The organism is Streptomyces sp. NRRL F-2664, from assembly GCF_000719345.1.
Taxonomy (GTDB): Bacteria; Actinomycetota; Actinomycetes; order Streptomycetales; family Streptomycetaceae; genus Streptomyces.
This window is the reverse complement of the sequence record NZ_JOFX01000004.1, coordinates 286,471-298,233: the sequence shown is the minus strand read 5'-3', so window position 1 is coordinate 298,233 and position 11,763 is coordinate 286,471. Positions and strand designations below refer to the sequence as shown.

The following is an 11,763-nucleotide window of genomic DNA, read 5'->3' as shown; positions in this document are numbered from 1 at the left end:
CCCGACGGACGGTCGTCACGACGGAAACCACCGGAGGGGCGGTCGTCACGGCGGAAGCCGCCACGGTCACCACCGCGGTCACCGCGGTCGTCACGGCGGAAGCCGCCACGGTCCCCGCGGTCGCCACCGCGGTTGTCACGGCGCTCGAAGTTGCCGCGGTCGTCGCGCTGGGTGCGGTTCTCCTCGCGGCGCTCCTGGGCGGCGATCTCGGCGGCAGCGGCAGCGGCGGCAGCCGCGACCTCGGCCTCGGCGGCCTCGGCCACCTCGGCGACGGCGGCCTCCGGGTCCTCGCCCCGCTCACGCGCGGAACGGGCGACCAGGCGGTCGGCCTCCTCGCGCAGCTCGGCGGCACGGCGGGTCAGGCGCTCCAGCTGCTTGGTCAGCTCGGCGACCTCGCGCTCGGCCTGCTTGGCGGCGTTGTTCGCGGAGTCGGCCTGGACCTCGGTCAGCGAACGGGCACCGGTGATCTCGGCGACCTCCGGCTCGAAGGCGCCGGCGCCCTGGACGATGTGGCGCGAGGCGTCGACGCCGGCGTCCTCCATGAGGCGGAAGATCTGGCGCCGCTGGTGCGGCAGCGCCAGGGAGACCACGACACCGGACTTGCCGGCGCGGGCGGTACGGCCCGAGCGGTGCAGGTAGTCCTTGTGGTCGCCGGCAGGGTCCACGTTCAGGACGAGGTCGATGCCGTCGACGTGGATGCCGCGGGCGGCGACGTCGGTGGCGACGAGCGCGTTGACGTAGCCGTCCTTGAAGTCGGCGAGGACGCGGGTACGGGCGCCCTGCGTCATGCCGCCGTGCAGCGCGTCGGCCTTCACGCCGGCCTCGACGAGCTGCTCGGCGATGCGGTCGGCGCCCAGCTGGGTGCGGACGAAGATGATGGTGCGGCCCTTGCGGGCGGCGATGGCGGCCGTGACCGGCGCCTTGTCCTTCGGCTTCACGACGAGCACGTGGTGCGTCATGGTCGTGACGTTGCCCTGGGCGCTGTCGACCTCGTGCGTGACCGGGCTGGACAGGTAGCGCTTGACCAGGGTGCCGATCTCGTTCTCCATGGTGGCGGAGAAGAGCATGCGCTGGCCGCCCCCGGGGATCTGGTCGAGCAGCTCGGTGACCTCGGGCAGGAAGCCCAGGTCGGCCATCTGGTCGGCCTCGTCGAGGACCGCGACCTGGACGTTCTCCAGGGAGCAGGCACCGCGGTTGATGATGTCGCGCAGGCGGCCGGGGGTGGCGACGAGGATGTCGACGCCGCGCTCCAGAGCGTAGATCTGGTTGCTCATGGAGGTACCGCCGCAGACGACCTTCATCTTCAGGCCGAGGACGTCGCCGTACGGCTGGAGGGCGTCCGCGACCTGCATGGCGAGCTCACGGGTCGGCGTGAGGATGATCGCGCGGGGCTTCTTCTTCTCGGTGTGGCCGCCGGCCAGCGTGGCCAGGGTCGGCAGACCGAAGGAGAGGGTCTTGCCGGAGCCGGTGCGGCCGCGGCCCAGGATGTCCTTGCCGGACAGGGCGTCCGGGATGGTCGCGGCCTGGATCGGGAAGGGGGTGGTGACACCGTTCTGGGCGAGCTTGCGCACGATGCCCTCGGGCAGACCCAGGTCGCCGAAGGTGATCGTGGGCTCGGCGTCTGCATCGGCGTCGAGGTCGTCGGTGGAGTCCTCGAAGGACCCGCCGCTCACGTCCGCCTCGAGAGCCTCGATGATTCCCTCGGCCTCAGCGGCCTCGATCGCCTCGGTGACCACGAGGGCCTCGGCGTCGATGAGCTCGTTGGAGTCGTTCTCGGGCATGACGGAACGGTCAGAACTGGAAATGGACATGCGAAATGCGAAACCTTCCGGAGTCTCGGCACGCGCCCAAACTCCGTGAATCGCAAATCGACCGCCTCAATGCGGTCAGCCACGGCTAGGGAGAGTACGCGCCACACGGCGCTCTTCGGATTCGGCGCCGGGCAATGGGATCAAACGATCTATAACCATACGCACCCTCCCCGGGGTCTGGCAAGTCGCTTCGGCGAAATCACCCCTGAGCTGCACAAACGCCCTGCATCGCACGGGCCGGCGCAGCGCGGGCCTAGGCCTGCGGCCCCTCCGGCGCGCTGGGCTCCGGCTGCGGGGTCGACGGGCTCGGCGTGGGTTCCGTCACAGGCGGCGTCGGAACCGGCGGCTCCGGGGTCGGGCTCGCCGACTGCTGCCCACCGCCGGAGCCACCCGACCCGCCCGACCCGCCGGAACCACCCGAACCACCGGACCCGCCCGTCGCCGGCGGCTGGTGCCCCTGCCCGCCCACGCCCGCCGACGGCGCGGGGACACCCGGCGCTCCGCTCGGCGCGCCCGGGCCGGGTGAGGCCCCGGTCGCGCCGGACGCCTTGCCGTCGCCCTTGGCCCTGCCGTCCTGGCTCCCGGCGGCGTCCTTCCCGCCGTGCCCGTTCCCGCGGATCCCCGCCCCCCGGCCGGCCGCGGCCCCGGCACCGGCCTCGGAGCCGGTGCGCCGGTCCGCCGCGGCGGACGGCCCCGGCTTGGCCGCGTCCTCGCCGACACTCATGCAGCCGGCCGTCGCCGCGACCGCGAAAGCGGCGGCGGCCAGTCGGAGGGAAGCGGACAACTGGCGCACGGGGGCACCTCCGGAGCCTGGGGACACGAGGCCCGCAGGAGCGGGCGATGTGCCCAACTCCCTTTTCGCCGCGAGGGACACGCCCTCAGGCGAACAGGTGTCGCGCCACCTGTGCACCGAGGTGCACCGCGCCCAACCCCACCAGCACCGACATCACGACGTTGGCCGAGGCCAGGAAGCCCCGCCCGCACTCGAACAGCCGCAGCGTCTCGTACGAGAACGTCGAGTACGTGCTCAGCGCCCCGCACAGCCCCGGCCCCAGCAGCAGCACCGCCCACGACGGGGCCGCCCCGGCCGACGCCGCCCCGGCCAGCACCCCCAGCACCAGGCAGGCAGCCGCGTTCACGACGAAGGTCCCCCACGGGAAGACCGCATCGTGCCGCTGCTGCACGGCACGGTCGATCAGGTAGCGCAGCGGTGCGCCGACGACCGCGCCCGCCACCACGAGCAGCCAGTTCACCGGTGCACCCGGCCGGGCCCCGGCCCCGCGGCCGGGCCCGCACCGCCCCTCCCCCGGGCCCGCAGCGCGAACCGGGTCGCCGAGGCGGCCGCCCACACCGCGCCCAGGGTCGCCACCAGCGTCAGCGCCCCATAGGCCGGCGCGGTCCGCGCCTCCCCCGCGTCCAGGAGCTGCGAAAGATCCAGCGCGTAGGTGGAGAAGGTGGTGAAGCCGCCGAGCACGCCGACCCCGGCGAAGGGCCGCAGCAGCGGGTGCGGCACGGCCCGTCCGCCCTCGCCGATCAGCACCATCAGTACGCCGATCAGCAGGCACCCGGAGGCGTTGATCCACAGGGTCGCCCACGGGAACGCCCCGGCCGGCGCCGGCCAGAGCAGCGAGACCCCGTACCGCGCCGAAGCCCCGACCGCACCGCCGGCGGCCACCGCCGCGAGTACCCGGACCTGCGGCTCGGCGCGCTGCGCGGGCACGTGCAGGTCCACATCCGGGTCGATGGCCCCCGCGTACGGGTCGACGGGCTCCGCGCCCGCAGCGGGCCGGGAGTCCCGTCGGCTCACCCGTACCCCAGCGCGTGCAGCCGTTCGTCGTCGATGCCGAAGTGGTGGGCGATCTCGTGCACCACGGTGACCTCCGTCTCCGCGACCACGCTCTCCCGGTCCTCGCACATCCGCAACGTCGGATTGCGGTAGATGGTGATCCGGTCCGGCAGCACCCCGGCGTACCACTCGCCGCGGTCCGTCAGCGGGGTCCCCTCGTACAGCCCGAGCAGCTCGGGGTCGTCGGCGGGCGGCTCGTCCTCGACGAACACCGCCACGTTGTCCATCAGCCGCGTCAGCTCCGGCGGGATGCGGTCCAGGGCCTCTGCGACGAGCTCCTCGAACTCCTCGCGCGTCATCTCCAGCACCCGGCCATTGTCGCTCCGGGGGAAACCGTTTTGGCGATACCTCCCCGGATCCCATATGCTTCTCACGTCCCCGACGCGCTGAAGAAGTGCCCGGTGGGTCTTTAGCCCTCATCGTCTAGTGGCCCAGGACGCCGCCCTTTCAAGGCGGTAGCACGGGTTCGAATCCCGTTGGGGGTACGCATTACCGTGTGCAAGACTTGCTCTCGCACACTGCAAGGTCCTGTGGAGCAGTTGGTTAGCTCGCCACCCTGTCAAGGTGGAGGTCGCGGGTTCAAGTCCCGTCAGGATCGCTGAAGCCGGAAACGGTTTCGTGGCTGGGTAGCTCAGTTGGTACGAGCGATCGCCTGAAAAGCGATAGGTCGCCGGTTCGACCCCGGCCCCAGCCACCATCGGAAGGCCCCGTCCAGCGGACGGGGCCTTCCTGCGTCACTCGGCCTCGCCCATGGACCCGGACCGCCGGCGCCACTGCACGACGCCGAAGGCCACCGCCCCGACCGCGACCAGGGCGAGCAGCGCCCCGTCCGGGACGGCCGCGGCCAGCGACCGGACCCGCTGCTCCACCGCGAACGAGTCGTCCACGTCCAGCAGCCCCGGCAGCGCGCTCGCCCCGTCGTAGACGAGGAACAGCACGCCCAGGGTGATGAAGAACAGCCCGGACAGCAGCGAGGTGGTGTGCAGCTCGAACCGCCCCGCGCGCAGGGCCCGCCCGCGCAGCCAGCGCCGCCGGCCCAGCTCGAACCGCTCCCACAGCAGGGCCAGCACGAAGAGCGGCACGGCCATGCCCAGGGCGTAGACCGCGAGGAGCAGGCCGCCGTAGACCGGGCTGCCGCTGACCGCCGCGACCGTCAGGACGCTGCCCAGGATCGGGCCGGCGCAGAAGCCGGCCAGCCCGTACACCGCGCCGAGGGCGTACACGGACAGGGCGGTGGTCGGCCGGATCCTGCCCGAGAGCTCCGAGAGCCGTTTCGGCGCGAAGCCCAGGCCCAGGATCTGGGCCGCGCCGAGCACGATGATCAGCCAGCCCCCGGCCAGGACCAGCTGGTCGCGGTTGCTGTGGAAGAACCGCCCGGCGTACGAGCCGGCCGCCCCCAGCGGTACGAGGGTGCTCGCGAGGCCCGCGTAGAAGATGCCGGTGCGCGCCAGCAGGCGCGAGGCGGAATCGATCGAGTACGCGAAGAAGGCCGGCAGGAGCAGCGCGCTGCAGGGGCTGAGCAGCGCGAGGAGGCCGCCCAGCAGGGCGGCCAGGTATCCGATGTCGGTCACTGCTCGGCCGCCGCGGCAGCCTGCTCGACGGCGGCGGTGAAGGCGCCGAGCGGCTGGGCGCCGGCGATGGGCCTGCCGTTGACCAGGAAGGACGGGGTGGAGGTGACGCCGATGCGGTAGCCCTCCTGCTGGTCCTTCTGCAGCGCCGCCGCGGCCTGCTCGCCGGCCATGTCGGCCTTGAAGCGTTCGAGGTCGGGGACCCCGGCCTCGCGGGCGAGCTCCAGCAGCCGCGGCTCGGCGAAGCCCTTCTCCTTGGCGCCGTCCGCGTACGCGGCCGCGTGGAAGGCCGCGAAGCGGTCCTGCTGCCCGGCCGCCCAGGCGGCCTTCGCGGCCGCCTCCGAATCGGCACCGAAGATCGGGAAGTTGCGCCACTCGATGCGCAGGGTGCCCTGGTCGACGTACTTCTTCACCAGCTCGGGCTCGGTGTCCCGGGCGAACTTGCCGCAGTAACCGCACTTGAAGTCGGAGTACTCGATGAGCACGACGGGTGCGTCCGCGCGGCCCAGCGCGAGCTTGTCGCCGGCCTCCCGGCGGGCCAGGGCCTGCAGCGCGGCGGAGGCCTCGCTGCGGGGCGCGGCCGCCGCGGGCGCGGGGCCGGTGGGGGCCCGGTCGGCGGGGGCCGTGGCCTGCCAGGAGACGAGGCCGAGGGTGACGGCGGCGAGGGCGACCCCCGCCGAGATCAGCACGGGCTTGGCCGCGGACGTGGCCCTGCCCGTGGCCTTCGTCCTGGTCGTGGTCTCGGTGTTGGTCTTGCTCGGGGAAGAGGACATGCGGGTGCTCCAGCGATACGGGTGGTGAGGCGGACCGGTCGGGGGAATGCCGGTCCGCCTAGACGCGCATCACGGACAGCTCCACCGGGCCGGGAGCGGGTCGGTCGGGGCCGCGCACGGGCACCGGTGCGGGCGGGCTCCCCTGCGGCCGGGCCAACGGGGGCACCGGCCGGCCCGGCGGGACGTGCGCAGGGTCGCCCCCGGCCCGGACCGGCACGCCGGGCGGCGCGTCCTGTCCGGGACGGCCCGGGGCGCACGAGGGCCCGCCGTCCCGCACGGCCGGGCCGACCCGGGGACCGTCGGAGGACCCGGGCGCGGCCGTCGGCGCAGCGCTGCCGGCGGGGTCCGCCCCGCGCCGGACGTCTGGCTCCGGCGCCGGGCCGGCGTGCGCGGGTCCGGGGCCGGACCCAGGACCGGGACCCGGCAGGAGCGCTCCGGCGACGGCGGGTGCCGTACCGCCCAGCAGCACCGCCAGCACTGCGAGCACGGCGCAGCCGAAGAGGCGGGAGCGGTACAAGGTGGGCTGCCTCTCACTCGCGCGGCCGAGGACTCGTCCCGAAATGGTACGGGTCCACCCGACAAATGCGTTCGCCAGCCGGAGGGACCAGGTGAGATCCTCGATCAGGTATGTCTACTTCCTTCGCCGCCCTGCAGACGCTTCTCGGTGAGATCCCCCTCCGTGACGCGCACCGCCTCGGCCGCCGCCTCGAGGGCGCCCGCCGTATCCGCAAGCCCGAGGCCAAGCAGGCCGTGCTCGACGAGATCGCCGCGGAGGCCGCCAAGGCCGCCGAGCGACTGGCCGGCCGCGCCTCGCGGATGCCGGAGGTCACGTATCCCGAGAACCTGCCCGTCAGCCAGAAGAAGGACGAGATCGCCGAGGCGATACGCGACCACCAGGTCGTGATCGTCGCCGGCGAGACCGGCTCCGGCAAGACCACCCAGATCCCCAAGATCTGCATGGAGCTCGGCCGGGGCGTCCGCGGCATGATCGGGCACACCCAGCCCCGCCGGATTGCCGCCCGCACCGTCGCGGAGCGCATCGCCGAGGAGCTGAAGTCCGAGATCGGGCAGACCGTCGGCTGGAAGGTCCGCTTCACCGACCAGGTGGACCCGGACGCGACCTTCGTGAAGCTGATGACGGACGGCATCCTGCTCGCCGAGATCCAGACCGACCGCGAGCTGCGCGCCTACGACACGATCATCATCGACGAGGCCCACGAGCGGTCGCTGAACATCGACTTCCTGCTCGGCTACCTGGCGACGCTGCTGCCCAAGCGGCCCGACCTGAAGGTCGTCATCACCTCGGCGACCATCGACCCCGAGCGCTTCTCCCGCCACTTCGGCGACGCCCCGATCGTCGAGGTCAGCGGGCGGACGTACCCGGTGGAGGTCCGCTACCGGCCGCTCCTTGAGGAGGACTCCGAGGAGTCCGACCGCGACCAGATCACTGCGATCTGCGACGCCGTCGACGAACTCCAGGGCGAAGGCCCCGGCGACATCCTCGTCTTCCTCTCCGGCGAGCGCGAGATCCGCGACACCGCCGACGCACTGATCAAGAAGAAGCTCCGGTTCACCGAAGTCCTCCCGCTCTACGCGCGCCTCTCCCACGCCGAGCAGCACCGGGTCTTCCAGCCCCACACGGGCCGCCGGATCGTGCTGGCGACGAACGTCGCCGAGACCTCCCTGACCGTGCCGGGCATCAAGTACGTGATCGACCCGGGTACCGCCCGCATCTCCCGCTACAGCCACCGCACCAAGGTGCAGCGCCTGCCGATCGAGCGGATCTCGCAGGCCAGCGCCAACCAGCGCAAGGGCCGCTGCGGCCGTACCAGCGACGGCATCTGCATCCGGCTGTACTCCGAGGACGACTTCGACGCCCGTCCCGAGTTCACCGACGCCGAGATCCTGCGCACGAACCTGGCCTCCGTCATCCTCCAGATGACCGCGGCCGGCCTCGGCGAGATCGAGAAGTTCCCCTTCATCGACCCGCCGGACCACCGCAACATCCGCGACGGCGTCCAACTGCTCCAGGAGCTCGGGGCGCTGGAGACGGGCGAGAAGTCCTCCCCGGAGGCGAAGAAGGGGCAGCGCCTGACGCCGATGGGCCGCAAGCTGTCCCAGCTGCCGGTCGACCCGCGGCTGGCCCGCATGGTCATCGAGGCCGACAAGAACAACTGCGTCCGCGAGGTCATGGTGATCGCGGCGGCCCTGTCCATCCAGGACCCGCGCGAGCGGCCCTCGGACAAGCAGACGCAGGCCGACCAGCACCACGCCCGCTTCAAGGACGAGACCAGCGACTTCCTGTCGTTCCTGAACATGTGGCGCTACGTCCGGGAGCAGCAGAAGGAGCGCGGCTCGTCCTCCTTCCGCCGGATGTGCAAGCAGGAGTACCTGAACTTCCTGCGGATCCGCGAGTGGCAGGACATCTACTCGCAGCTGCGCACGGTCGCCAAGAGCATGGGCATCCACGTCAACGAGGCCGACGCCCCCGAGCAGGTCGTGCACGTGTCGCTGCTGGCCGGTCTGCTCTCGCACATCGGGCTCAAGGACACCGACAAGAACGAGTACCTCGGCGCCCGCAGTGCCAAGTTCGCCCTCTTCCCCGGCTCGTCGCTGTTCAAGAAGCAGCCGAAGTTCGTGATGTCGGCCGAGCTGGTGGAGACCTCCCGGCTGTGGGCCCGGGTGAACGCCAAGGTGGAGCCCGAGTGGGTGGAGCCGCTGGCGCAGCACCTGGTCAAGCGCACCTACAGCGAGCCGCACTGGGAGAAGGACCAGGCGGCCGTGATGGCCTACGAGAAGGTGACGCTGTACGGCGTCCCGATCGTCGCCCAGCGGAAGATCAACTACGGCCGGATCGACCCCGAGGTCTGCCGCGAGCTGTTCATCCGCAACGCCCTGGTCGAGGGCGACTGGCGGACCCACCACAAGTTCTACGCCGACAACCGCAAGCTGCTGACCGAGGTGGAGGAGCTGGAGAACCGGGCCCGGCGCCGCGACATCGTCGTGGACGACGAGACCCTCTTCGACTTCTACGACCAGCGGATCCCCGAGCACGTCGTCTCCGGGGCGCACTTCGACTCCTGGTGGAAGCACAAGCGGCGCGACGAGCCCGAACTGCTCGACTTCGAGCGCGAGATGCTGCTCACGGAGAAGGCGGCCGGGGTCACCAAGGCCGACTATCCGGACTCCTGGCGGCAGGGGCAGCTGAAGTTCCGGGTGACCTACCAGTTCGAGCCGGGCGCCGACGCGGACGGCGTGACCGTCCACATCCCGCTCCAGGTGCTGAACCAGGTCACCGACGAGGGCTTCGACTGGCAGATCCCGGGCCTGCGCGAGGAGGTCGTCACCGAGCTGATCCGCTCGCTGCCCAAGCCGATCCGCCGGCACTACGTGCCCGCGCCGAACTACGCGGGCCGCTTCCTGGACACGGCCGTACCACTGCAGGAGCCGCTGCCGGTCACCCTCGCCCGCGAGCTCCAGCGGATGGTCGGAGTACCGGTGACGGCCGAGGACTTCGACCTGACCCGGATCCCCGACCACCTGAAGATCACCTTCCGGATCGTCGACGAGCGACGCCGCAAGATCGCCGAGGGCAAGGACCTGGAGGCCCTGCGGCTCCAGCTGAAGCCGAAGGCCCGCCAGGCCCTCTCCAAGGCCGCGGCGGCCACCGCCGAACGGGCGGGCGGGGAGTCGGTGGAGCGCACCGGGCTGACGGACTGGACGATCGGCACCCTCACCAGGGTCTTCGAGACCCGCCGGGCCGGCCAGCCGGTCAAGGCGTACCCGGCGCTCGTGGACGACGGCGCGAGCGTCTCGGTACGGCTCTTCGACACCGAGGCGGAGCAGCAGCAGGCGATGTGGCTCGGCACCCGCCGGCTGATCCTGCTGAACATCCCGGTGAACCCGGCGAAGTTCGCCTCGGACCACCTGGGCAACCAGCAGAAGCTGGCGCTCTCCAGGAACCCCCACGGCTCCGTCCAGGCCCTGTTCGACGACTGCGCGACCGCGGCGGCCGACAAGCTCATCGCCGACCACGGCGGCCCGGCGTGGGACGAGGCGGGCTTCCGCAAGCTCTACGAGGCCGTCCGCGCCGACCTGGTGGACACCACCGTCCGGGCCGTGAACCAGGTGCAGCAGGTACTGGCCGCCTGGCAGGCCTGTGAGCGACGCCTGAAGGCCACCTCCAGCCTCGCCCTGGTCGCGAACATCCAGGACGTCAGGACGCAGCTGGCGGCCCTGATGCCGGCCGGCTTCGTGACGCTCACGGGCCTGCGCAGGCTGCCGGACCTGATGCGCTACCTGGTGGCGGCGGACCGGCGGCTCCAGCAGATGCCCACGGGCGTCCAGCGCGACACGACGCGCATGGAGAAAGTCCACGAGATGCAGGACGAGTACGCCTGGCTGCTGGAGCAGCTCCCGAAGGGACGGCCCGTCCCGGCCGCCGTGACGGACATCCGCTGGATGATCGAGGAGCTGCGCGTCAGCTACTTCGCGCATGCGCTCGGGACGGCGTACCCGATCTCCGACAAGCGCATCGTCAAGGCGGTGGACGCGGCGGCGCCCTGATCGGTTCGACCGCACCCCCTGAGCTGCTGTACAGTCTGATTCGCAGCCGCCGAGAGCGGCCGCGCACCAAGGTCCTGTGGAGCAGTTGGTTAGCTCGCCACCCTGTCAAGGTGGAGGTCGCGGGTTCAAGTCCCGTCAGGATCGCAACAACGTCAGGGCCCGTATCCCCCAGGGGACACGGGCCCTGACGCATGGACGGGCGCTCTCGCGCGGACGGGTTGGGCCTGCGTGTCCCCCCGGCCCCTCCGACCGGCCCCCTCGGACACCACCCAGGGCCTCACCCCTCGGACTCACCGCCGCTCGCCGGTCGCCGGCCGCCGGTCGCCGGCCGCCGGTCGCCGGCCGCCGGTCGGACAACCCGCTCGGTACGCCAGGGCATACGGCCCCCTGGAAACCCCCGTTCGCATGACGGTCACCGCCGCGGACTTCCCCATTACGGGGTGCATTGCCGTGTATACAAGAGTGATCATCTGTGACGGGTGTCACCGCATGAGTTTTTCGGACTCACACTTTTATCGCATCCATATGTGCGCTCGATTTAATATGTGCAATGGTACCTACTCGGCCAGGACCCCCGCGGCGACGCCGGCCCCTTCCTGACCTGGGCATAAAAAGATCGCGCTGGACCCGGCGGAGTCCAGCGCGATCGAACGACCCGAGAACCTGTTGGGGCAGGTCGGGTCGTATGAAGCAATGTGGGTTTTCATCGGATTGGGGGACCCGACGCAGACCCGTTTGAAGCGGGGTGTTTTACGCGACCTCAGGCCTCGCTGCGCTGCTGCGGAATTCCCGCCAGCAGTGCGCGGACCTCGGCCTCGCGGTACCGGCGGTGTCCACCCAGGGTGCGGATGGACGTGAGCTTGCCAGCCTTGGCCCAGCGGGTGACCGTCTTCGGGTCCACGCGGAACATCGTGGCAACCTCAGCCGGGGTCAGCAGCGGCTCGGCATCAGGGGTGCGAGCGGTCATGAGCGGCCTCCTCGGGAGAACCGAACCATCTCGGTTCTTTCCTCTAAATTCTGCACCTTGGCCCGCGTTGCCCGAAATGGACATACGCGGGCCGAGTCGGTTATAGGACGAACGGCTTGTCCTCGGCACTACAACTACACCATCCGTCCAGCCTCGACGGCCAAACCGACGGAATTGCCCTCCGAGGTGTTCATCAGCGGCGGAAGCCCGATGGACCGTCCCATAACGGACA

10 protein-coding genes and 4 tRNA genes are annotated in these 11,763 nt (G+C 71.3%); 5 read left to right on the top strand and 9 right to left on the bottom strand.

The features are described 5' to 3' along the window. From IF89_RS0107300 to IF89_RS0107280, 5 genes are all read right to left on the bottom strand, one after another. A partial coding sequence (locus IF89_RS0107300) for a DEAD/DEAH box helicase (protein WP_199820468.1) occupies positions 1 to 1,811 on the bottom strand: 1,811 nt, incomplete at its 3' end. A gap of 253 nt (positions 1,812 to 2,064) precedes the next feature. Beyond that, on the bottom strand, positions 2,065 to 2,604 hold the full coding sequence (locus IF89_RS0107295) for a hypothetical protein (RefSeq protein WP_030762894.1): 540 nt from the start codon (positions 2,602 to 2,604) through the stop codon (positions 2,065 to 2,067). A gap of 85 nt (positions 2,605 to 2,689) precedes the next feature. Further along, positions 2,690 to 3,064: a fluoride efflux transporter FluC gene (locus IF89_RS0107290; RefSeq protein WP_030762891.1), complete on the bottom strand. Its 375-nt coding sequence runs from the start codon at positions 3,062 to 3,064 to the stop codon at positions 2,690 to 2,692. Continuing rightward, positions 3,061 to 3,555 carry a FluC/FEX family fluoride channel gene (locus tag IF89_RS0107285; protein ID WP_030762887.1) on the bottom strand — a complete coding sequence of 165 codons (495 nt, stop codon included), beginning with the start codon at positions 3,553 to 3,555 and terminating at the stop codon, positions 3,061 to 3,063. The genes IF89_RS0107290 and IF89_RS0107285 overlap by 4 nt, the downstream gene beginning before the upstream one ends. 59 nt (positions 3,556 to 3,614) lie before the next feature. After that, positions 3,615 to 3,965 carry a metallopeptidase family protein gene (locus IF89_RS0107280; protein ID WP_030012899.1) on the bottom strand — a complete coding sequence of 117 codons (351 nt, stop codon included), beginning with the start codon at positions 3,963 to 3,965 and terminating at the stop codon, positions 3,615 to 3,617. Between the two features lie 104 nt (positions 3,966 to 4,069). Here IF89_RS0107280 and IF89_RS0107275 point away from each other — a divergent pair. The 3 genes from IF89_RS0107275 (at position 4,070) to IF89_RS0107265 (ending at position 4,354) form a co-directional block, all read left to right on the top strand. Further along, positions 4,070 to 4,142: transfer RNA gene (locus IF89_RS0107275), tRNA-Glu, on the top strand. A gap of 39 nt (positions 4,143 to 4,181) precedes the next feature. Next, a tRNA-Asp gene (locus IF89_RS0107270) sits at positions 4,182 to 4,255 on the top strand. 22 nt (positions 4,256 to 4,277) lie between these two features. Beyond that, positions 4,278 to 4,354, top strand: a tRNA-Phe gene (locus IF89_RS0107265). A 37-nt stretch (positions 4,355 to 4,391) separates the two neighbouring features. On the opposite strand, the gene IF89_RS0107260 is transcribed toward IF89_RS0107265, so the two are convergent. Genes IF89_RS0107260 through IF89_RS0107250 form a run of 3 tightly spaced genes read right to left on the bottom strand, consistent with a single transcriptional unit; the run spans position 4,392 to position 6,515 of the window. Continuing rightward, positions 4,392 to 5,228 (bottom strand): cytochrome c biogenesis CcdA family protein, encoded by an 837-nt coding sequence (locus IF89_RS0107260; RefSeq protein WP_030762883.1) that lies wholly within the window; start codon positions 5,226 to 5,228, stop codon positions 4,392 to 4,394. After that, the gene (locus tag IF89_RS0107255; protein WP_051806857.1) at positions 5,225 to 5,998 is read right to left on the bottom strand and encodes a DsbA family protein; all 774 of its coding nucleotides are present in this window, start codon (positions 5,996 to 5,998) and stop codon (positions 5,225 to 5,227) included. The genes IF89_RS0107260 and IF89_RS0107255 overlap by 4 nt, the downstream gene beginning before the upstream one ends. A gap of 58 nt (positions 5,999 to 6,056) precedes the next feature. Beyond that, positions 6,057 to 6,515, bottom strand: a complete 459-nt coding sequence (locus IF89_RS0107250) for a hypothetical protein (RefSeq protein WP_030762877.1) — start codon at positions 6,513 to 6,515, stop codon at positions 6,057 to 6,059. Positions 6,516 to 6,625: 110 nt separating this feature from the next. On the opposite strand from IF89_RS0107250, the gene hrpA reads away from it, so the two are divergent. Next, the gene (gene hrpA, locus IF89_RS0107245; protein ID WP_030762875.1) at positions 6,626 to 10,564 is read left to right on the top strand and encodes an ATP-dependent RNA helicase HrpA; all 3,939 of its coding nucleotides are present in this window, start codon (positions 6,626 to 6,628) and stop codon (positions 10,562 to 10,564) included. A 70-nt stretch (positions 10,565 to 10,634) separates the two neighbouring features. Continuing rightward, positions 10,635 to 10,708, top strand: a tRNA-Asp gene (locus tag IF89_RS0107240). A 616-nt stretch (positions 10,709 to 11,324) separates the two neighbouring features. Here the strand turns inward: IF89_RS0107240 and bldC are convergent. Beyond that, positions 11,325 to 11,531, bottom strand: coding sequence for a developmental transcriptional regulator BldC (gene bldC, locus IF89_RS0107235; protein ID WP_003949541.1), 207 nt, complete (start codon positions 11,529 to 11,531; stop codon positions 11,325 to 11,327). Between the last annotated feature and the right edge of the window lie 232 nt (positions 11,532 to 11,763).

Coding starts and splice junctions, on each gene's coding strand:
- IF89_RS0107255 (WP_051806857.1), bottom strand. CDS start 5,998: ATGTCCTCTTCCCCGAGCAAGACCAACACCGAGACCACGACCAGGACG.
- hrpA (WP_030762875.1), top strand. CDS start 6,626: ATGTCTACTTCCTTCGCCGCCCTGCAGACGCTTCTCGGTGAGATCCCC.
- bldC (WP_003949541.1), bottom strand. CDS start 11,531: ATGACCGCTCGCACCCCTGATGCCGAGCCGCTGCTGACCCCGGCTGAG.